Raw genomic sequence first — 20,758 nt, 5'->3', positions numbered from 1 at the left:
ATCCGACGAAAAAGAAAGCGGTCAGGGTGGTCCGACGAATTCGCAAAAACCGTCATCGCCCAAATGCGATAGCCCTGTGACCGCGACTTCTCGCTCTTGCCGATCGTGAATCAGACCGCTTACGATCCGTCCCGATCGATTCCGCCGGCGTCCGCCGCACCGGATCGCCGACACGATTGAGGAACTGCGGACCGCATGGAACAGGTATTCGACGGCCACAACGACGTGCTGCTGCGGCTCCTGCACAGCTCGGAACGGGGCGTCGACCCCGTCGCCGAGTTCGTGAACGGCACCGACGAGGGCCATATCGACCTGGCGCGGGCCAGGCGCGGCGGCCTGGCCGGCGGCCTTTGCGCCATCTATGTGCCTTCCTCCGATTTCGGTTTTCGCACCCCTGACGAGAACGGCCACTATGCGACGCCGCTCGCCGAGCCGCTGGAGCGCCTGCCCGCGCTCGACGTGGCGCTGAAAGTGGCGGCGATCGCGCTGCGTCTCCACCGCGCCGGTGCCTGGCGGCTCTGCCGCTCGACGACGGAGGTCCGGGAGACCATGGCCGCCGGTGCCTTCGCCGCCGTGCTGCACATGGAAGGATGCGAGGCGATCGATCCCGATCTCGACGCACTCGAGACCTTCCATGCGGCAGGCCTGCGCTCGCTCGGTCCCGTGTGGAGCCGCAACAACGCCTTCGGCCACGGTGTACCCTTCGCCTATCCGAGCACGCCGGACAGCGGCCCCGGCCTTACCGAGGCGGGCTTCGCCCTCATCCGCGCCTGCAACCGCCTCGGCATCCTCGTCGACCTCGCCCACATCACCGAACGGGGCTTCTGGGACGTCGCCCGAACGACCGACCAGCCGCTGGTCGCCAGCCACTCGAACGCCCATGCGCTGACGCCCGTCGCCCGCAATCTTACCGATCGGCAGCTCGACGCGATCCGCGAGAGCAAGGGGCTCGTGGGCCTCAACTATGCGACCCCGATGCTGCGCCCGGACGGCCAGGAAAGTGCGGCCACGCCGCTCTCCGACATGGTGCGCCACATCGATCACCTCGTCGCCCGCATGGGCATCGACTGCGTGGCGCTCGGCTCGGACTTCGACGGCGCCGCCATCCCCTCCGCCATCCGGGACGCGGCCGGCAACCAGGCGCTCGTCGGCGCCTTGCGCAAGGCCGGCTACGGTGACGGCGACCTCGCCAAGATCTGCCGGGAGAACTGGCTGCGCGTGCTCGCCTCCGCCTGGCACGAGGGCTGAGGCCGGGTCGGCCAGCCGCCTCCGGCCAGACAGCGAAATGTTAAGGTCCGTCAGGCACGATCCTATCTCACGCGCCCAAAGAGGATGTGGAACGGGCGGGCGCGCCGAGCGGGTGGACGACATTATTGGACGAGATCAGGACACGGATGCGGGACCTCGTCGCGAGGCTCCGCGCCAGGCATCATTATCTGCCTGCGGTCGCCGCGACCATCGCGGTCAGCCTTGCGGGCGTTTTGGCCGACATCCAGCGCGGCAATCTGGACGAGGAATACCTGCGCTCGCATACGACGCGCCAGCTCGGCCTTCTGCGCTCGCGCCTCGAGGGCAACATTCGCGGTGACGTCAAGCGGGTGCAGGGGCTGATCGCCACGCTGTCGACCGAGCCAGGCATGTCCCAGAAGCGCTTCGAGCAGCTTGCCAGCCGCACCTTCGACGACGACACGCAACTGCGCAACCTCGCGCTCGCGCCCGGCCTGGTCGTCAGCATGGTCTATCCGCTTGCCGGCAACGAAAAGACGATCGGCCTCGACTACCGCAAGAACGTGGCCCAGCGGGCAGCGGCGCTGCGCGTCCGTGACACCGGCAAGCTCGTCCTGACCGGCCCGGTCAACTTGGTGCAGGGCGGGCGCGGCCTGATCGCCCGCTATCCGGTCTTCAACGACGCCGCGGATGGCGGCAAGCGGTTCTGGGGCATCGCCTCGGCCGTCATCGACCTCGAAAAACTGATCGAGAACAGCGGCCTTGCCGACCCGGCGCTCTCGATCAGCGTCGCGCTCGCAAGCGCCGACGAGAACGGCCGCTCGATCGATACGTTCTTCGGGGACACGCGGATTTTTCTGGAAGAGCCTGTGCGCATGGTCGTGGACCTTGGCGACGAGCGCTGGATCATCGCCGGCATGCCGAAGGACGGCTGGCAGCAGGACGCCGGCATCCGCTGGCGCTTCCGCGCGTTGCTCCTGCTGCTCGGCCTGGCGATCGTCACCCCCATATTCTGGGTCGGTCGCCTGATGCGCGAGCGCCAGCGTCACATCGCGGCGCTCCAGCAGCGCGAGGACCAGTTGCAGACGCTCTCCCAGCGCCTCGAACTCGCCCTCGACATCTCCAAGATCGGCGTCTGGGAATACCACACCGACAGCGGCGCGCTCATCTGGGACGACCGCATGCGCCGGCTCTACGGCATCCCGGCGAGCAGGACCGTCTGCACCTATGCGGACTGGCGCGGCGCGCTCCACCCCGACGACCTGGCGGAAGCCGAGCGGATCTTCGCGGAATCAGTCGAGGCAGAGCAGCCTTACATCACCGAATTCCGTGTCATCGACGCCGATGGCGGCATCCGCCATATCCGCGCGCACGGCATGACCTATCGCTGCGCCTCGGGCGCCAAGCGCGTCATCGGCGCCAACTGGAACGTGACCGACGACGTGCGCCTTCAGGACGAACTGCGCGAGGCCAAGAGCCGGGCGGAGAGGCAGAACATCGCGCTGGAGGACGCCCGCCGCACGATGGAGCACAACGCCCTGCACGACGCGTTGACCGGCCTTCCGAACCGCCGTTACCTCGATGAACGCCTCGCCGTGCTGAACGGCGGCGAGGCGCCGCTGACGCTGCTTCATCTCGACCTCGACCGCTTCAAGGAAATCAACGACACGCTCGGCCACGCGGCCGGCGACACCATCCTGAGGCGCACCGCGGTCGCGCTGCGGGCCGTGGTCGGCGACGACTTCGTGGCCCGCATCGGCGGCGACGAGTTCGTCGTCCTGTCGGTCGCCGACCGGCCGGTCGCGCATTTCGTCGAGCTTGCCGGGCGGATCGTTGCCGAGGTCAGCCGACCGATGCTGATCGAGGGACACGAGTGTCGCGTCGGGGCGAGTGTCGGGGTCGCCGCCCGCGCGGACGGCCGGGAGGCGGCCGAGCAGTTGCTCATCGATGCCGATCTCGCCCTTTACGAGGCGAAGCGCCACGGGCGCAACCGGGTCGAGTTCTTCAACGAGACGCTCCGCCACACCTCCATCCAGACGAAGAAGCTCAGCGACGAGATGCTGCGCGGCCTGGAGCGCGGCGAATTCGATGCCTTCTTCCATCCGCAGTTCGATGCGGCGACGCGCGAGATCGTCGGCGTCGAGGCGCTTGCGCGCTGGCACCATCCCGAGCGCGGCCTGCTTGCCCCCGACGCCTTCCTCGCTGTCGCCGAAAGCCTCAACGTCGTGCCCGCGATCGACGACGCGGTGCTGCGGCAGGCACTTCTGCAGTTCACGCGCTGGCAGGCACACGGCCTTGCCATTCCGCGAGTGTCGGTCAATGTCTCCGGCCAGCGCCTCAGGGACGAGCGGCTGATCGACACGCTGCGCGGCCTCGCCATCCGCCCGGGAACCGTCTCCTTCGAACTCCTGGAATCCATCTCCTTCGACAGCGCCGACGACCGGCTGCGCCAGTCGATCGAGGAAATCAAGCGCCTCGGCATCGACGTCGAGATCGACGACTTCGGTACCGGCCACGCCTCGATCGTCAGCCTGCTGGAACTGTCGCCCCGCCGGCTCAAGATCGACCGGCGGCTCGTCATGCCGATCCTCGATTCGCTAAGCCAGCAGCGCCTTGTCCGCTCCATCGTCGACATCGGCCGCGCCCGCGGCATCGAGATCGTCGCGGAAGGCGTCGAGACGCCGGAGCACGCCGACATGCTGCGCGACATCGGGTGCCACATCCTGCAGGGCTACGCCTTTGCCCGGCCGATGCCGGCCGACGCGTTCCTCGCCTTCGCGACGGCGCGCAGCTGGCTTTCGGCGCGCAGCCGCGCCTCGGCGTGAGCCTTCCGTCGGCGGGGGTTCGCGGGACGTCCCGCGCCCCGACACGCATGCCGCTACGGGCGGTTGCGCTGCAAACAGGGGTAGGCACATGAAATCGCCGATCTTTTTCGTTGAGATCGGCAGACAGCAGGACTAAACCTGCGACAGGAATTGCAAGAGCAGGATCGGCTAGGCCGGCACGTCGTAACAGTATGATCACTCCCGCGCGCTGGCGCACCCAACTCGACAGGCACGAACGCATTGCGGACCTCGCGGGCGAACAGCTCGCCCGCATCCTCGCGCGCGCCGAACTGTCGGCGGGCGAGGCCGAACATCTCTGCCGCATCATGGAGCACGGGGCCCAGGCTTTCGACACCTTCGTCGACACGATGCGGACCGCAACAGCGAAGAAACCCCTCGTCGAGCACGCCGAACGGCTGCAGGACCGCTGGGCCGACCTCGTCATCGAAGCTGCGAACCGGCTGGCCACCCTCGAAGGCCTGCCGCCGATCGTCGTCGGGCAGACCCCGACGGGGACCGTCGCTGCCCCCGCGCGGAAGAAACGCTCGGGCAACCGGACCGGCTGATACCGACCTGCGCCGATATCGAGCGATTGCGGCGGCAGCCGAACCCGGTCTTTCCACAGGCAATGGACGCCAATCGCTCCATTTCCGCCGGCACCCTGTTGACGGTTCTCCGCCGACAGGCGCGTGATGCCGCGACGATCTTCTTCATAGGGTGACAGTGGCATGGACAGGACGATCATTCTCGACGGCGGCATGAGCCGCGAACTGATGCGCCTCGGCGCGAAATTGCGGCAGCCGGAATGGTCGGCGCTGGCGCTCATCGAAACGCCGGAGATCGTCGGTCGCGTCCACGCGGATTTCATCGCGGCAGGTGCCGACGTCATCACGACGAACAGCTATGCGCTCGTGCCGTTCCACATCGGCGAGCAGCGCTTCCGGGACGACGGCCCGTCGCTCGTCCGCCTCTCCGGCGCGCTTGCCCGCAGCGCCGCCGACGCCGCCGGCCGCCCGGTTTCGGTCGCAGGCTCGCTTCCGCCGATCTTCGGCTCCTACGAACCTGAGCGCTTCGAGCCGGATCGCGTGCAGGACTATCTGTCGGTCCTTGTTAGGGAACTCGCGCCCTTCGTCGACCTGTGGCTCGGCGAGACACTGAGCCTGATCGCCGAGGGCGAGGCCGTGAGGGTGGCGACGGAGAAGACCGGCAAACCCTTCTGGATCTCCTTCACGCTCGCCGACGGCGACGGCGCCGAGGACGGCATCCCCCGGCTCCGCTCCGGCGAAACGGTGACGGCGGCAGCCGAATGGGCGTCGACCTCGGGCGCGGCCGCCCTGCTCTTCAACTGCAGCCGCCCGGAGGTGATGCGGCCCGCGGTCGACGTGACCGCCGCGGTCTTCCGGACGCGCGGCGCCCCGGTCGCGATCGGCGTCTACGCCAATGCCTTCGAACCCGAGGACGACGGCGCCGCCAACGAGACCCTGCATGACACCCGGGCCGACCTCGACGCCGAGCGCTACGCCGCCTTCGCCTGCGACTGGGCCGACGCAGGCGCCACGCTCATCGGCGGCTGCTGTGGCATCGGCGCCGCCCATATCCATGCGCTGGCGAACAGACTTCGGGGAGCGTGATCGGCGTCGGGACACGCGGGCGTCGCTTCCAATCGCGATGGATGCAGGAAATTTGGCGGGCCCGCAGCATAATCACCGTGCCCGGCTATTTATAACAACCGGCATTGTCCTCACGAAAGGACCGAAATGCTGCAAGCCGCGCCGCTGTTGCCATAGCGCGGGGCGAAACGACGATATCCGGCGCGGATCCCTCGCCGGCCAGAAGGCCCGTGCCGATGAAGCCGCGTTGCGCCTTTGCCGCCGATATCAAAATTCAATCCTCCGGAGGAAGGTGGAAACCTGCGGGAAGGGCGAAGCCCATGTCGGATACCGACGGTTCGGAATGCGTATCCGGACGATGCTTCGGGATCATTGCGTGGGCCGCAACGACGGAGCGGATCGCAACGGGACGATAGTTGCGGATGAGATCCGGCCGGCCCGCTTCGTTATCAACCTTGTCGCTCATCGCTCTGCCTCCAACCGGAAATCACGGCGCCTCGAACTTCACCATCGTACCGCCGCCCGTTGCCTGATCGGTCGGGAAAACCTCGACGCGGGCGACGTCCACATAAACAGGGAGCGCAATCACGTCGTTGACAATGCGGGCGATGTGTTCGGGCTGGATCGGACGGTAGCCGTCATAGAGCACCGCCTGCGCCTGGTCGTTGGCAATGGACGTGCGGTAGAGGTCGGTCTGGACACGGCCGGGCACAATCTCGCTGACACGGACGGACGTGCCGAGCAAATCGCAACGCAGGTTGTCGCAAAAAAGGCTGAGACCGGCCTTGGAGGCGCCGTAGGCACCCATGTTCGGATAGGGCGCCTGGCCGCCGCTGGAGCCGATATAGATCAAGTGGCCACGCTTGCGCGCCACCATGCCCGGCAGGACGGCGCGCGTCAGATGCAGCGGCGCCTTGAGATTGACGTCGATCATCGCGTCGATCTCGGCCGGATCGATGTCCTGGAAGGCGGCGCGGCTCGAGAGGATGCCGGCATTGTTGACGAGAACGTCGACCTCGACGCCCTCGAGCGCCTCGGCGATGCGCGCCGTATCGCGCACATCCGCCTCTACAGGGATCGCCCCGGTCGCCTCGGCGAGTGCGGCAAGCTGCGCGGCGTTGCGGCCGACGGCATAGACAGCGAGCCCCCGGGCACGCAGCGTCGGCACGATGGCCTTGCCGATGCCGCTGGTGGCGCCGGTGATCACGGCGACGCGATAGGCATCAGACATAGATGTAGCCCCCGCTGATGACGACATTCTCGCCGGTCGCATAGGTGTTGCGACTCGACGCCATCATGACGATCCATTCGGCCATTTCGGCAGGCTCCGCGGCGCGGCCGAGCGCGCTCGCCCTGGCAAGTTCCGGCAGGAAGCCGAGTTCCTTGGCGCGATCGGTGGCAAAGCCGGCCGGGGCCACAGAGTTCACGAGGATCTGGTCCGCAGCACATTCCTGGGCGAAGGATTTGGTCAGGCTCACCACTGCGGCCTTCGTTGCGGCATAATGAGCATTCTGTGGATGCGCCTTGAAGGCATCGACGGAGGTGACGTTGACGATGCGTCCCGTTACTTCCGGTGCGTTCACAAACTGGCGCATGTGGCGCACGGCCGCCACCATCATGTGATAGGTGCCCTTGACGTTGATGGCGTTCTCGAGGTCCCAGTCCTCGTCGGTGATTTCGAGGATCGGCTTTCGCGGATAGATCGCCGCGCTGTTGACCAAAGTGTGAATGCGGCCGAGCCTGGCGGCGACCGCCTCGAACCCGGCATGGGCCGTCTCGGCGCGGGAAATATCGGCACCCGCCGTCGCGACCTCCGCTCCGAGCGCTTCGAGGTCCGCCGCAGACGACGCGAGCAATGCCTCATTGCGGTCGATGAGACCGATTTTCGTCGCGCCCTGGGCGATCATCAGCTTGGCGGTTACGAGACCAAGGCCCGAAGCGCCGCCGACAATGACAACAGACTGGTTCTTCACGTTCCTACCTCGCGATTTCGGGTTGCGTGGCTGTATTGGTATGTTATCACTTATATGCCAACTTCAATGAAGCGCAAGCCGTTTTTTGGACCACGCCCATGATCCCCCGCCTCAGCGCCGAGCCGCGCACGCCCTCGCCCAGCGCGGATTTCCTGCACCATCTGACCGGCGCGGGTTTCGAAGGCGATATCGCCACGTCGGCGGCGGATCGCACCGTTTTTGCCACCGACAATTCCATCTACCAGGTCGAGCCGGCCAGCATCGTCTTCCCGAAGAACATCCACGACCTCAAGCGCGTCGCCAAGGCCCTCGCCCGCCCTGAATTTGCAGGCGTCGCCATTGCTCCGCGCGGCGGCGGCACAGGCACCAACGGCCAATCGCTGACGACCGGCATCGTCGTCGATTGCTCGCGCCATATGAACCGGATCATCGAGATCGACCCCGTGCGCCGCATCGCGCGGGTGGAAGCGGGCGTCGTCAAGGACCAGCTGAACAAGGCGCTGGCGCCGCACGGCCTGTTCTTCGCCCCGGAACTCTCCACCTCGAACCGGGCGACGATCGGCGGCATGATCTCCACCGATGCCTGCGGCCAGGGCTCCTGCCTCTACGGCAAGACGAGCGACCATGTGCTCGGCCTGCGTATCGTGCTGACGGATGGTACCGACTTCCTCTCCCGCCCGGTGCGCGAAGAGGACCTGCGGGCTCTCCAGGCGCGGCGAGACCGGATCGGCGAGATCTACCGCACCCTCGCCCGCATTGCCACCGACGACCGAGCGGAGATCGAACGGGTTTTTCCGAAACTCAACCGCTTCATGACCGGCTACGATCTCGCCCATCTGCAGCGCGCGGATCGGCGTTTTGATCTCAACGCCGTGCTTTGCGGCTCGGAGGGCACGCTGGCGATGATCGCGGAGGCGGAGCTCAACCTCCTGCCCCTTCCCGCGCACGCGGCGCTCGTCAATATCCGCTACGACAATTTCAACGCCGCTCTCGAAGACGCACGCAACCTCGTGGCGCTGAACGTCGCGTCGGTTGAAACGATCGACGAGGCGGTGCTGCGGCTTGCCAAGGGCGACATCATCTGGTCGCGCATCGCGCCCTTCTTCCCCGACGACGCGGACGGACCGGCCAACGGCATCAACATTGCCGAAGTACTGGCCGAAACGCCGGAAGAGCTGGCGGTGAAGCTCTCGGCGGTGACGGCCGCGCTTGAGCGAAATCCCTTTGCCGGGCGCAAGGGCTTTACGACCGTCCACGGCAAGGCCGAGATCGAGGCCGTCTGGACGATGCGCAAGCGCGCCGTCGGCCTGCTCGGCAATGTGGACGGCCCGACGCGACCCGTCGCCTTCGTCGAGGATACCGCCGTGCCGCCGGAAAATCTCGCCGCCTATATCCGCGAATTCCGCGACCTGCTCGACAGGGAGGGGCTTTCCTACGGCATGTTCGGCCATGTCGACGCCGGCGTGCTGCATGTGCGCCCTGCACTGGATATGACCCGTCCCGAGCACGCCGCGCTCGTCCGTCGGATCAGCGATGCCGTCGTGGCGCTGACACGCAAATATGGCGGCGTGCTCTGGGGCGAGCACGGCAAAGGCATGCGCTCGGAATATGTGCCCGAGTTCTTCGGCCCGCTCTATCCGCGGCTTCAGGAAATCAAGCAGGTCTTCGACCCGCTCGGCCAGCTCAATCCCGGCAAGATCGTCGCGCCTGCCGCTCGTGTCCTCCCGAAGATCGACGACATCCCCCTGCGCGGCGTGCTCGATCGCGTGATTGGCAACGAGATCCGCGCCGCCTTCGACAATGCCGCCTATTGCAACGGCAATGGCGCCTGTTTCGATTTCGACACGGACGGGCTGATGTGTCCTTCCTACAAGGCGACGCTCGACCGGCGCTTTTCGCCGAAGGGTCGCGCTTCGCTGATGCGCGAATGGCTGCGCCGGCTCGCCGAAAAGGGCGTCGACCCGCGCCGGGAGGCCGCGCGCCAGCGCCGCGCCCCGGCGGTCCTCCGGCTCCCACGCCGCGTGTGGAACTCACTGAACCGCGCCAACCGTGACGACTTCTCCCACGAGGTGCGCGCGGCGATGGATACCTGCCTCGCCTGCAAGGCCTGCGCCGGCCAGTGTCCGGTCAAGGTCAGTGTACCGGCCTTCCGCGCAAAGTTCCTTGAACTCTATTACGGGCGCTACCTGCGGCCGCTGAAGGATCCGGTCGTCGCCACCATCGAGACGATGCTGCCGCTGATGCTCCGGATGCGGCCGCTCTACAATCTCTTTGTCGGCTCCGCGATCGGCCGGGCGGTGATGCGGCGCGCGGGCCTGACGGCGCTCCCTGCCCTGCCCCGATTGTCACTTCGACGCGACCTCATCCGTCGCGGTATTGCCGTCGCCACGCCACAGGCACTGGCGGACTTGAGCGGCGGGGAAAGGGCCGATGCGGTGATATTCGTGCCCGACGCCTTCACCGAACATTTCGACCCGCAGGTGCTGCTTGACGCTGTCGACGTCGCGGTCCGGCTGGGGCTTCGCACCTTCATCGCACCGCCGCTGGCCAACGGCAAGGCGCTGCATGTGCACGGCTATCTCCGCACCTTCGAAAGGACAGCACAGCGCACCGCCGGTCGTCTCGACCGGCTGGCCGAGGCGGGCATCCCCCTGGTCGGCATCGACCCGTCGATGACACTCACCTATCGGGGCGAATATGCCGGCACGCGGATGCGCGCCCGTATTCTCCTGCCCCAGGAATGGCTGGCCTCCCTGCTGGATCGCCTCCCCTCGCCCGCCACCGGCAAGGGGCAGCGCCATCTGCTGATGGCCCACTGCACCGAACGCACCAACGCCCCCGCCGCCGTCAGCCAATGGGTTGCCGTCTTTGCGAAACTGGGCGTCGAGCTGAAATCCGTCGAAACCGGCTGCTGCGGAATGGCGGGCACGTTCGGCCATGAGGTGCGCAATCGCGCGCTTTCGGAAAAGCTCTACGCGATGAGCTGGCAGCGGGCACTTGCCGAAGCGCCGGCGGGCGACGTCACGATGGCGACGGGCTATTCTTGCCGCTCGCAAGTGAAACTGATGTCGGGGCGAAGCATTCCGCATCCGCTTCAGATTGTTCGGGAGCTTCTTTCCGAGGGCGCGGTCCCGCCATTGGAGAAACCAACCATGTATGATATGTGATAAATGCAAACTTGTGGGGCGGGGAGCTGACGGGCATGTCGATCATAACGCAGCGCGGCAATCTCGCGGAAATCGTCGTCGCCAAACTCGTCGAACGCATGGACTCCGGACTTTATGCGCCCGGCGAGAAGATCCCGTCAAGCGCGCAGCTCTGCGAGGAATTCGGCGTCTCCCGTACGGTCATCCGCGAGGCCCTCACGTCGCTGAAGGTGGCCGGCCGCGTCATCGCCCGGCAGGGCTCCGGTGTCTATGTCACGGAAAAGGATGCCAAAACGCTGAATTTCGAGATCAGCCGCATAGACGACATCCGCTCGGCCATGCAGATACTGGAACTGCGTCTCGGCGTGGAAATACAGTCCGTCGCGCTCGCCGCCCAGCGCCGCACGCCCGAAGCGCTCGCCGAAATCGCCCGCGCCTTCGATTATATAGAAAACCTCGACACGAACGACGCCGAGATCGAGGCCCGTGCCGATTTCGAGTTCCATCTGGCCATCGCCAAGGCAACGCGAAACCCGCATTTTCCGAGCTTTCTGGAGGCCGTAATGGGCGAGATCAATTTCGATCTCGTGCTGAAGCACCGCCAGTCAGGCCGCTCCTACAATGCCTATCTGAAGAAGATCAACAAGGAGCACGCCGCCATCCTGGCGGCGATCACGCAGGGTGATCCGAAGGCCGCCAAGCAGGCGCTGGTCGCGCATCTGGAGGAAAGCCTCAACCGTTATCGCGCGATGCTGGACGAGCCTGCGGGCAGCGAGGCGGAGGAGTAACGCACCACCGTCCCCTACGGTCTATTTCCCGGCCGCAATCGCCTGCTCGCGGATCTGCGTCAGGCTCATCTTCGGCGTCAGCGCTTCCGGATCGATTCGGATCTCGATCAGTGCCGGCCTGCCGGAGGCTTCCGAGCGGCGGAAGGCATCGGCGAACTCGCCGGTCTTCTCCACTGTCTCGCCATGCAGGCCATAGGACCGGGCAAGCGCGGCAAAATCCGGATTGGTGAGCCTCGTGCCGGAAACGCGGCCGGGATAACTGCGCTCCTGGTGCATGCGGATCGTGCCGTACATGCCGTTGTTGATGACGAGGAAGACGACGCGGGCGTCATATTGCATCGCCGTCGCCAGTTCCTGCCCGTTCATCAGGAAGCAGCCGTCGCCGGCAAATGCCACCACCGCGCGCTCCGGCGCCGTGATCTTTGCGGCGATTGCCGCCGGCACGCCGTATCCCATGGAGCCGTTGGTCGGCCCGAGCTGGGTCCGGAAGGTGCGATACTGATAGAAGCGGTGCGCCCAGGCGGAGTAGTTGCCAGCCCCCGTCGTGAGGATCGCATCAGCCGGCAGGTGACCGCGCAGCCACGCCATCACGTCGCCCATCTGCACCGGGCCCGGAACCTGCGGATGTTTGATATTCTCCAGGTAGTCGGCATGCGCCGTCTTCGTCCACTCCGTCCAGGCGGGCGCCACGGCCGGCTTCAACGTTGCCGCCTGCGACAGGAAACCGGCGACGCTGGCATTGATCGGCAACGTCGCGTGGTAGACGCGGCCGAGTTCTTCCGCCCCCGGATGGATGTGAACCAGCGTTTGTTTCGGCACGGGAATGTCGATCAGCGTATAGGCACCGGTCGTCATTTCGCCGAGACGGGCGCCCAGCGAGATCAAAAGGTCGCAATCCTTCATGTGCTGGATCAGCTTCGGACCGGCCGCAAGGCCCAGGTCGCCGGCATAGTTCTCGTGGTGGTTGTCGAAGAGATCCTGGCAGCGGAAGGATGCGGCGACGGGCAACGAGAAGGTGTCCGAGAAGGCGCGCAGATCCGCCACCGCCTGCTGCGTCCAACCGCCACCGCCGGCTACGACGATCGGGCGCTTGGCCTTTGCCAGAAGCGCCTGCAGTTCATCGAGCTGCGGCTGACCGGCATAGGTTTCGACGCGTTTGTAGGCCGGTGTATCGGCGACCGCGACCATGTCGGCCAGCATGTCCTCCGGCAGCGCCACCACCACCGGCCCCGGCCGACCATTGACGGCGCGGTGGAAGGCCTGACTGACGAGTTCGGGAATGCGCGCCGCATCCTCGATCTCCACCACCCATTTCGCCATCTGGCCAAACATGCGGCGATAGTCGATTTCCTGGAAGGCCTCGCGCTCCATCTGGTCGCGGGCCACCTGGCCGATGAACAAAATCATCGGCGTCGAATCCTGGAAGGCCGTGTGCACGCCGACCGACGCATTGGTGGCGCCCGGCCCGCGGGTGACGAAGCAGATACCCGGCTTGCCGGTGAGCTTGCCATAGGCTTCCGCCATATAGGCCGCTCCGCCCTCCTGCCGGCAGATGACGAATTCGATCTCATCCTCCACGTCGTGGAAGGCATCGAGCGCGGCGAGATAACTCTCTCCCGGCACGCCGAACACCCGTTCGACGCCATGAATTCTCAGGGCGTCGACCAGAACCTGGCCGCCGCGGCGGGTCTTGTATTCGGTTGCCATGTTCGTCTCCCGAGGGCCTTGATGCTTGCGCATTCCGGACGCAAGACCGCTGCCCGCTTTTGCTGGAATTGCTTTAGATCACCGCGTCCTCAAGGAAGGGCCGGTTTGCGGCGACGCGCTCATAACCGAAGGGCGAAAGGTCGAGCGTGCGGAAGCCGCCATAGGTGATCAGTTCAGAAAGGCCGCGCCCCATGGCCGGCGACTGCTGCAGGCCGTGGCCAGAGAAACCGTTCGCAAAGAGGAAGTTTCTCACCTGCATATGCGGTCCGAGGATGACATTGTGGTCGAGCGTGCAATAGTCATAGTGTCCGGCCCAGCTGTTGACGACCTTGATCGCCTCGAAGGCCGGCACACGCTCTGCCATCGTTGGCCAGATTTCTTCCTCGAACTCGTCGTGCATGACGGCAAAATCGTTCGGATCAACCTCCGGATCGTGCTTCGGATAGGTGCCCATCAGGTAGAACTTGCCTTCCGGGCGGAAGAAGACGCCAGTCGGATCGATGGTGAGGCCAACGCCGGGGCCGAGCGGCTCGCGGCAATCGACCACGAAGAGTGAACGGCGGCGCGGTTCGACGGGAATGTCGAGGCCCGCCAGGCGCGCCATATTCTTGCCGTTGGTACCGGACGTATTGACCAGCGAGCCGCAGGCAATCGTCTGCCCGCCCTTGACCGCCACCGAGACGACGCGGTCACCCTCGCAGTTTATCGCGACGACCTCGTCTTCGATGTATTCCACGCCGAGCGAACGCGCCTTCTTGCGAAACCCCTGCAGGAGGCCAACGCTGTCGAACCAGCCCTCACCGCGTTCGCCCTTGCTGCCGAGCGTCAGCCCTTCCGTGTTCAGCCACGGGAAGCGCCTGCCCAACCCTTCCGGATCGAGCAGCGAAACGTCCGCGCCACAGGCAACCTGCGTCTCGTGATTGCGGCGAAGCACATCCGCCCCGCGCTCGTCACCGGCGAGAAAGAGATAGCCGTTCTCGTGAAAGCCGATTTCCGGCGTGTCGTCGTCGACGGCGACGTTTTCCTTGAAGTTGCGAATGAATTCGGTACCGAACTGCGAGACCTGCACGTTGATCGCATTGGAGAACTGGTGGCGGATGGAGCTGGAGGAGAGCGCCGTCGCCGAGCGCTGGTAGGTCCAGTCCTTCTCGATCACCAGCACCGAACCGGTGAAGTCGGGATTGGTCGCCAGGAAATAGGCCGCAGCGCTGCCGACCACAGCACCGCCGACGATGACGACGTCATAGGATGTTTTCGAAGCCGGCATTACTTGTCCTCGAAATGACCGGCGGCCGTGAAACTGCCGCCCTGGAAGCGCACGGCCGGGTCATTCGGATCGCCCTGCTTCGTCTTCGCAAAAACCGTGCCCGCATAGTCGTCGGCGCTGTCTTCCGGCTTGTAACCCAGCGAGGCGGCCGTGCGGTTATCCCAGAAGGCGCGGCTGTTGTTCGACATGCCGTAGGCGACCATGAAGCCGACGCGCTCCGCCGAAAGGCACTTTTCGACGAGCTGGCGGCAATCGCGATACGAGAGCCACGTGATGAGATGGCGGCGGTCGGTCGGCTCCGGGAAACACGAGCCGATGCGGATGGAGACGGTCTCGATGCCGAACTTGTCGAAATAGTAGCGGCCGAGATTTTCGACGAAGGTCTTCGAGACGCCGTAGAGACTGTCCGGCCTGGTCGGCACGGTGCCGTCGATCGTCTCGGTGCGCTCGTAATAGCCGATGGCGTGCACGGAGCTGGCATAGACGATGCGCCTGACGCCGTGCCGGCGCGCAGCCTCGTAGATGTTGTAGCCGCCCGAAATATTGCTATCGAGAATCGTCTTCCACGCGGCCTCAAGCGGCTGGCCACCAAGATGCACGATGGCGTCGCACCCCTTCACGGCGTCCGAAACCGCATCGAAATCGGCAAGCTCGAGCGGGAAATCCTCCTCGTGTGCGGCGAGATTCTCGCAAGGCTTGCGGTCGGAGAGGCGCACGATCCTGCCGAGCCGCGTGCCGGACTGGCGCAGCGCAGTTCCGACACCGCCGGCGGCACCCGTCAGAAGAACCTTTTGGAAATGGGACATGAGTTTCCTCGTCAGCGAAGCCGGGCCAGCGCATCGGCGATGCGGTCGATGGCCAGCATGAGATTGTCGCGGGAAGTCGCGAAGGAGAGGCGGATATAGGGTTCGACGCCGAAGGCGGCCCCGGGCACCGTCGCGACCTTGCCTTCCGTCAGGAGATAGGAGGCGAGCGCCGTGTCGTTGGCGATGACGGTACCGTCAGGCGCCGCCTTGCCGATATAGGGAGCGCATTTCGGGAAGAGATAGAAGGCGCCTTCCGGCGCGCGCACCTCGATGCCGGGAATGGCGCCGAAGCCCGTGGCGACCAGCGCGCCCCGCGCCCTGTATTCGGCAACCGCCGTCGCGACGAAATCCTGCGGGCCGCTCAGCGCCGCCGCGGCGGCAACCTGGGTGATCGACGACGGGCAGGTGGTGCTCTGCGACTGCATCTTGTTCAGCACCCTGGTCAGATCCTTCGGCCCCGCCGCATAGCCGAGCCGCCAGCCGGTCATGGCATAGGCCTTGGAGACGCCGTTGACGAGGAGGGTCCGGTCGCGCAGATGCGGACAGGCATTGGCGAAGGAGGTGAAGGGCACGTCGGCGCAGACGATATGCTCGTAGATCTCATCCGACATGATGGCGACGCGCGGATGGTGCGCCAGCACCTCTCCGAGCGCCTTCAGCTCGTCGGCGCCATAGATCGCGCCTGTCGGATTGGAGGGCGAGTTGAAGAGGAACCAGCGGGTCTTCGGCGTGATCGCCGCTTGCAGCCGCTCCGGCGTGATCTTGAACGCATCCTCGACGCCGCAGGGCACGATGACGGGCACGCCACCATGCAGGGTCACGATGTCCGTGTAGGAAACCCAGTAGGGCGCCGGCACCACGACCTCGTCACCGGGTTCCAGCGTGCCGAGAAAAGCGTTGAACAGTATCTGCTTGGCGCCGCTGCCGATGGAGATCTCGTCCATGGCATAGTCGAGGCCGTTCTCGCGCTTGAATTTCTGGACGATCGCCTCGCGCAGCTCCGGAAGGCCATCGGGCGCAGTGTAGCGCGTTATGCCGCGTGTCATCGCGCCGACGGCCGCCGCGACGATATGGGCGGGAGTATCGAAATCCGGCTCGCCGAGCGAGAGGTCGACGACATGCTCGCCCTTCGCCCGCATGGCCCTGGCGGCCATGGAAACGGCCATGGAGGGAGAGGACCTGATGGTGGCAGCCCTGCGGCTCTCGAATGCGATCATGTTCATGCCTTTTCTCCCGCCTTGCCGTAAAGCGCGGCCTGTTCGCCGGTGATGTAGCCGTGCTTGACGTCATGGGCGACGGCATCGGCCGGGCGTTCGGCCGGATTGCCGTAACCGCCGCCACCGGGCAGCGAGAGCACGAGGCGCCGGCCCTCGGGCACGAATTGCAGGCCCTTGCCCTTGAGCGCCGTGCCGTCATCGAGCGCCACGCTGCCCGGCGCGCCGTCAAGGCCGCCGTCGCGGCCGCGGGCGGGATGGTTGAGGCGGTCGAACATGGCGGAGAAGCGGAAGGAATAGCCCTCGGCCGCCTCGATCTCGATCATCTGGCCGAGACCGCCGCGCTGCGCACCGGCACCGCCCGAACCTTCACGCAGTTCCTTGCGCCAGACGATGACCGGGCCGACATTCTCCGTCGCCTCGATGGGCATGGTGTGCACGCCGCTCGGGAAGGCCGTCGCATTGAGGCCGTCGAGCAAAGCGCGCGCGCCGGAGCCGCCGGAATTGAACATCAGGATTTCCGCGCCCTTGCCGCCGATCTGGTTGGAGATCGGGCGCACGCTCATATGCAGGTTCCAGAGCGCGCTCGCCCCTTCCGCCGGCACCTGGCCGGGCAGTGCCTGGTGCAATGCGCCAAGCACAAGGTCGGGCACGAAATGGCCGAGCACGTGGCGGACGGCGACCGGCGCCGGGCGCTTCGCGTTCAGGATGCAGCCTTCCGGCGCCGCAACGTCGAACGGCGCGAGCGAGGCGGCATTGTTCGGAATATCAGGCGCGACGACGCATTTGACGCCATAGCAGGCATAGGCCTTGGCATAGACGAGCGGCACGTTGATACCGAACTTGCTCATGCCCGAGGTGCCGTCGAAATCGACCAGCACGCCATCGGGGCCGATGGTGAGCGTCGCTGCAAGATGCACCGGCTCGTCATAGCCATCGAGGTCGAGGCTGTAGGACCAGCTGCCATGCGGCAGGTGCTTCAATCGCTCCAGCGTCGCCTCGCGGCTGTGCTTGAGGATGAAGCCGCCGATCATCGAGAGGTCTTCGAGGTTGAATTCTGTCAGCATGTCGATGAGGCGGCGGTGGCCGGTCTCGTTGCAGGCGGCGAGCGCATGGAAGTCGCCGACCACCTTGTCGCTCTCGCGCACATTGTTGTGCACGATATGGATGAGCGTGCGGTTCAGTTCGCCGCGCTCGAAGAACTTCATGATCGGGATGAAGATGCCTTCTTCATAGACTTCGCGCGCATCGGGTCCGAAGCCTCGGCCGCCGACATCCACCACATGGGCGGTGGAGGCGAAATAGCCGACCAGCTTGCCATGGTGGAAGGAGGGCGTGACCACGGTGATGTCGTGCAGGTGGCCGGTCCCCTTCCACGGATCGTTGGTGATGTAGACGTCGCCCTCGAAGATGTTCTCCGGGCCGATATCGCGGATGAAGTGGGCGACGGACTCGGCCATGGCGTTGACATGGCCCGGCGTACCGGTGACGGCCTGGGCCAGCATGCGGCCTTCAAGATCGAAGACGCCGGCGGAGAGGTCGCCGGCTTCGCGCACCGAGGTGGAGAAGGCGGTGCGGATCAGCGTCTGCGCCTGTTCTTCCACCACGGAGATCAGGCGGTTCCACATCACCTGCATATGGATATCGATCATCGACTGGTTCATGGGTTCTGTCCTTACAGCCGGGTGACGAGCAGGCAGCCGTCATTCTGCACGATGGCCTTGAAGGCGGCGGTGAGCATGGTGGAGGTTTCACGCTCGACGATGACCGCAGGGCCTTTCACCACGTCGCCGGGCTCCAGGCCGCAGCGCTCATGGATGCCGGCCTCCAGGAAAGCGCCCTGTGAGGCCTCGAACAGGCGGCGGGTCTTGGCAGGCGCAACGGCGCTCCCCTCTCCGACCGCCGCGACGCGGTCGACCGGCGGCAGCGGCGAGCTCGCCTTGACCGACCAGCTGACGATCTCGATGTCGAGGCCTTCGATGGCGCGGCCGAAGAAGCGCTCATATTCCGTGTCGAACCGCGCAGCGAGCTTCCGGGCGCTGCCGGCATCGAACTTTTCCGCGTCGAGCGGCACGGGAATGTCCCAGCCCTGCCCCGCGTACCGCATGAACAGCGTGCGCTCGATGACCGGCGAACCGCTATCGAGCCCGCCTTCGACGAAGCCGAGGGCCTCCGCCTGCATGGCGTCAACCAGCCTGTTGGCCTGGGCAAAGTCGAAATCGGAGAGGTTGAAGACGGCGCTGCGCACGGATTCATACCCGAAGGGTGCACGCAGGAAGCCGATGGCCGAGCCGACGCCGGCCCCCGGCGGCACGAGGAAGGTGGAAATGCCCATCTTCTCGCAGAGCCGCGCGGCATGCAGCGGACCGGCGCCGCCGAAGGTGATCATGGTGAAATCGGCAATGTTCTTGCCGTTCTCCACGGTGTGAACGCGGCCGGCATTGGCCATGTTCTCGTCCACCATCTCGCAGGTGCCATAGGCGGCGCCATCCGGATCGAGGCCGATCACCGTGCCGATATCACCGGCCATCGCCTGGCGGCTGGCCTCGACCGAAAGCCGGATGGCGCCGCCGGCGAAGTTGTCGGGATCGAGCTTGCCGAGGATGAGGTCGGCGTCGGTCACCGTCGGCTGCCTGCCGCCGCGCTGGTAGCAGGCGGGGCCCGGCTCGGAGGCGGCCGAATGCGGGCCGACGCGAATCTGGCGCAGGCCGTCGACCGAGGCGATCGAACCTCCTCCTGCGCCGATTTCCACCATCTCGACCACCGGAATGGAGATCGGCATGCCGGAGCCCTTGCGGAAGCGGTAGGTGCGCGCGACCTCGAAGGTCTTGGCGGTCTTCGGCACCTGCCCTTCGATCAGGCAAATCTTTGCCGTCGTGCCGCCCATATCGAAGGAGAGCACCGTGTCGAGCCCGTGGCGCCGCGCAATATCGGCCGCAAAGATCGCGCCGCCGGCCGGGCCGGATTCGACGAGGCGGACCGGGAATTCCGAGGCGCTTTCGACCGAGACGATGCCGCCGCCGGAATGGATCATGAAGACCGGACAACGAACGCCGATCTCCTTCAGCGACACGACGAGGCGGCCGAGATAGGACTTGATCGCCGGCTTTACATAGGCGTTGGCGCAGACCGTGTTGAAACGCTCGAATTCGCGCATCTGCGGCGAGACTTCGGATGAAATCGACACGGAGACATGCGGCAGGCGCTTCAGGATGGCGTCGCGCACGGCAGCTTCGTGCGCACCGTTCGCGTAGGCGTGGATGAAGCCGATGGCGACGCTCTCATAACCGCCCGCCGCAACGGCCGAGACGGCCGCATCGACGGAGGCGTCGTCGAGTGCCAGCAGCACCTTGCCGGCGGCATTCATACGCTCGCGCACCGTGAAGCGGTCGGCGCGGGCGATCAGCGCCGGTGGCAGGACGATGTTGAGATCATACTGCTCGAAGCGGTTTTCCGTGCGCATTTCCAATGTGTCGCGAAAACCTTCCGTAGTGACGAAGGCGGTCTTGGCGCCCCGCCGCTCGATCAGCGCGTTCGTGGCGAGCGTCGTGCCGTGGATCAGAAGGCTGATCTCGGAAAGCGCAATGCCCGCCATTTCGGCCACGGAGGCGAGCCCCTGCAGGATGGCCCGCTCCGGGGCGGCATAATCGGTCAGCACCTTTGTCGAATGGAGCACACCATCCAGATCGAGGGCGATATCCGTAAAGGTCCCGCCGATATCGACGCCCACCCGGCAGTTCCGCGGCGCATTGCTCACCATGTCGTTCCCCACATTCACGCGCCTTTCGGCGTCGAGTCCCACCCGGTCGCCGCCGGCCGAACCTCTGGCACATCAGGTTTCCACGCCCGGCGCGCCGAAGCAAGATTTCCATTCGATGGGCTATAAATATATCACTTATCATACATGTGTCAACTAAACCGACGCCGGACCGCGGCGCAAATTCCGTCGCGATCCAGACACGGCGCCGGCCGCCATCCGGCCTGAAAAGTCACAAGCGCCAGATAACCGGCTTCGGTTCCCTCGATCGCCAGTTCACGAGCCAGCAGCAACGCCTTGATCGGGTCGGCAACGCGCTCGCCAATGCGGGGAGTGAGCCGGGCGACTCGGAAGTCGTTCGGGCTGCTTATATCCAAAGATAAATAGTTGTCGTTCGTAGCGCCTGTTATTGACACTCATCGCCAAGTTCATTGGGGA

General features: G+C 65.6%; 15 protein-coding genes. 6 read left to right on the top strand and 9 right to left on the bottom strand.

All coding sequences use genetic code 11. From position 1 onward, the window contains the following. The first annotated feature begins 195 nt into the window (after positions 1-195). The 4 genes from LXM94_RS22030 (at position 196) to LXM94_RS22015 (ending at position 5,683) form a co-directional block, all read left to right on the top strand. On the top strand, positions 196-1,248 hold the full coding sequence (locus LXM94_RS22030; protein WP_235773624.1) for a dipeptidase: 1,053 nt from the start codon (positions 196-198) through the stop codon (positions 1,246-1,248). A 146-nt stretch (positions 1,249-1,394) separates the two neighbouring features. Continuing rightward, positions 1,395-4,052 (top strand): bifunctional diguanylate cyclase/phosphodiesterase, encoded by a 2,658-nt coding sequence (locus tag LXM94_RS22025; protein ID WP_235773625.1) that lies wholly within the window; start codon positions 1,395-1,397, stop codon positions 4,050-4,052. Positions 4,053-4,243: 191 nt separating this feature from the next. Further along, on the top strand, positions 4,244-4,618 hold the full coding sequence (locus LXM94_RS22020; protein ID WP_235773623.1) for a hypothetical protein: 375 nt from the start codon (positions 4,244-4,246) through the stop codon (positions 4,616-4,618). Between the two features lie 162 nt (positions 4,619-4,780). Beyond that, entirely contained in the window at positions 4,781-5,683 is a 903-nt protein-coding gene (locus tag LXM94_RS22015; protein ID WP_235773622.1) for a homocysteine S-methyltransferase family protein, read from the top strand. A gap of 253 nt (positions 5,684-5,936) precedes the next feature. On the opposite strand, the gene LXM94_RS22010 is transcribed toward LXM94_RS22015, so the two are convergent. From LXM94_RS22010 to LXM94_RS22000, 3 genes are read right to left on the bottom strand one after another with little or no spacing between them, the layout of a single operon-like run. Further along, positions 5,937-6,128, bottom strand: a complete 192-nt coding sequence (locus tag LXM94_RS22010; RefSeq protein WP_235773621.1) for a hypothetical protein — start codon at positions 6,126-6,128, stop codon at positions 5,937-5,939. A gap of 21 nt (positions 6,129-6,149) precedes the next feature. After that, positions 6,150-6,893, bottom strand: coding sequence for an SDR family oxidoreductase (locus LXM94_RS22005; RefSeq protein WP_235773620.1), 744 nt, complete (start codon positions 6,891-6,893; stop codon positions 6,150-6,152). After that, on the bottom strand, positions 6,886-7,635 hold the full coding sequence (locus LXM94_RS22000) for an SDR family NAD(P)-dependent oxidoreductase (protein ID WP_235773619.1): 750 nt from the start codon (positions 7,633-7,635) through the stop codon (positions 6,886-6,888). Before LXM94_RS22000 ends, LXM94_RS22005 begins: the two co-directional genes overlap by 8 nt. A gap of 98 nt (positions 7,636-7,733) precedes the next feature. Here LXM94_RS22000 and ydiJ point away from each other — a divergent pair, with 98 nt between their 5' ends. Together ydiJ and LXM94_RS21990 are read left to right on the top strand one after the other, a co-directional pair. Continuing rightward, the gene (gene ydiJ / locus LXM94_RS21995) at positions 7,734-10,802 is read left to right on the top strand and encodes a D-2-hydroxyglutarate dehydrogenase YdiJ (protein WP_235773618.1); all 3,069 of its coding nucleotides are present in this window, start codon (positions 7,734-7,736) and stop codon (positions 10,800-10,802) included. A 35-nt stretch (positions 10,803-10,837) separates the two neighbouring features. Beyond that, complete coding sequence (locus LXM94_RS21990; RefSeq protein ID WP_235773617.1) at positions 10,838-11,569, top strand: FadR/GntR family transcriptional regulator; 732 nt, start codon at positions 10,838-10,840, stop codon at positions 11,567-11,569. Positions 11,570-11,590: 21 nt separating this feature from the next. Here the strand turns inward: LXM94_RS21990 and LXM94_RS21985 are convergent, their stop codons facing one another. From LXM94_RS21985 to LXM94_RS21960, 6 genes are all read right to left on the bottom strand, one after another. Then, positions 11,591-13,276 carry a thiamine pyrophosphate-binding protein gene (locus LXM94_RS21985; protein ID WP_235773616.1) on the bottom strand — a complete coding sequence of 562 codons (1,686 nt, stop codon included), beginning with the start codon at positions 13,274-13,276 and terminating at the stop codon, positions 11,591-11,593. A 73-nt stretch (positions 13,277-13,349) separates the two neighbouring features. Then, on the bottom strand, positions 13,350-14,543 hold the full coding sequence (locus LXM94_RS21980) for an NAD(P)/FAD-dependent oxidoreductase (RefSeq protein WP_235773615.1): 1,194 nt from the start codon (positions 14,541-14,543) through the stop codon (positions 13,350-13,352). Further along, positions 14,543-15,349 carry an NAD-dependent epimerase/dehydratase family protein gene (locus tag LXM94_RS21975; RefSeq protein ID WP_235773614.1) on the bottom strand — a complete coding sequence of 269 codons (807 nt, stop codon included), beginning with the start codon at positions 15,347-15,349 and terminating at the stop codon, positions 14,543-14,545. Before LXM94_RS21975 ends, LXM94_RS21980 begins: the two co-directional genes overlap by 1 nt. An 11-nt stretch (positions 15,350-15,360) precedes the next feature. Next, entirely contained in the window at positions 15,361-16,572 is a 1,212-nt protein-coding gene (locus LXM94_RS21970; protein ID WP_235773613.1) for a pyridoxal phosphate-dependent aminotransferase, read from the bottom strand. Next, the gene (locus LXM94_RS21965; RefSeq protein ID WP_235773612.1) at positions 16,569-18,227 is read right to left on the bottom strand and encodes a hydantoinase B/oxoprolinase family protein; all 1,659 of its coding nucleotides are present in this window, start codon (positions 18,225-18,227) and stop codon (positions 16,569-16,571) included. The genes LXM94_RS21970 and LXM94_RS21965 overlap by 4 nt, the downstream gene beginning before the upstream one ends. 11 nt (positions 18,228-18,238) lie before the next feature. Beyond that, the gene (locus tag LXM94_RS21960; protein ID WP_235773611.1) at positions 18,239-20,323 is read right to left on the bottom strand and encodes a hydantoinase/oxoprolinase family protein; all 2,085 of its coding nucleotides are present in this window, start codon (positions 20,321-20,323) and stop codon (positions 18,239-18,241) included. Positions 20,324-20,758: the final 435 nt, after the last annotated feature.

This window comes from Rhizobium alarense, from assembly GCF_021555155.1.
Lineage (GTDB): Bacteria > Pseudomonadota > Alphaproteobacteria > Rhizobiales > Rhizobiaceae > Rhizobium_D > Rhizobium_D alarense.
Note: the sequence above shows the minus strand (reverse complement) of the source record. Positions and strands in the feature narration are given on the sequence as shown.

What these genes read in the sequence shown, in the direction of transcription:
- LXM94_RS22025 (WP_235773625.1), top strand. Translation starts at nt 1,395, where the DNA reads ATGCGGGACCTCGTCGCGAGGCTCCGCGCCAGGCATCATTATCTGCCT.
- LXM94_RS21960 (WP_235773611.1), bottom strand. Translation starts at nt 20,323, where the DNA reads ATGGTGAGCAATGCGCCGCGGAACTGCCGGGTGGGCGTCGATATCGGC.
- LXM94_RS21985 (WP_235773616.1), bottom strand. Translation starts at nt 13,276, where the DNA reads ATGGCAACCGAATACAAGACCCGCCGCGGCGGCCAGGTTCTGGTCGAC.
- LXM94_RS22015 (WP_235773622.1), top strand. Translation starts at nt 4,781, where the DNA reads ATGGACAGGACGATCATTCTCGACGGCGGCATGAGCCGCGAACTGATG.
- LXM94_RS22010 (WP_235773621.1), bottom strand. Translation starts at nt 6,128, where the DNA reads ATGAGCGACAAGGTTGATAACGAAGCGGGCCGGCCGGATCTCATCCGC.
- LXM94_RS22030 (WP_235773624.1), top strand. Translation starts at nt 196, where the DNA reads ATGGAACAGGTATTCGACGGCCACAACGACGTGCTGCTGCGGCTCCTG.
- LXM94_RS21970 (WP_235773613.1), bottom strand. Translation starts at nt 16,572, where the DNA reads ATGAACATGATCGCATTCGAGAGCCGCAGGGCTGCCACCATCAGGTCC.
- LXM94_RS21980 (WP_235773615.1), bottom strand. Translation starts at nt 14,543, where the DNA reads ATGCCGGCTTCGAAAACATCCTATGACGTCGTCATCGTCGGCGGTGCT.
- LXM94_RS21965 (WP_235773612.1), bottom strand. Translation starts at nt 18,227, where the DNA reads ATGAACCAGTCGATGATCGATATCCATATGCAGGTGATGTGGAACCGC.
- ydiJ (WP_235773618.1), top strand. Translation starts at nt 7,734, where the DNA reads ATGATCCCCCGCCTCAGCGCCGAGCCGCGCACGCCCTCGCCCAGCGCG.
- LXM94_RS21975 (WP_235773614.1), bottom strand. Translation starts at nt 15,349, where the DNA reads ATGTCCCATTTCCAAAAGGTTCTTCTGACGGGTGCCGCCGGCGGTGTC.
- LXM94_RS21990 (WP_235773617.1), top strand. Translation starts at nt 10,838, where the DNA reads ATGTCGATCATAACGCAGCGCGGCAATCTCGCGGAAATCGTCGTCGCC.
- LXM94_RS22020 (WP_235773623.1), top strand. Translation starts at nt 4,244, where the DNA reads ATGATCACTCCCGCGCGCTGGCGCACCCAACTCGACAGGCACGAACGC.
- LXM94_RS22005 (WP_235773620.1), bottom strand. Translation starts at nt 6,893, where the DNA reads ATGTCTGATGCCTATCGCGTCGCCGTGATCACCGGCGCCACCAGCGGC.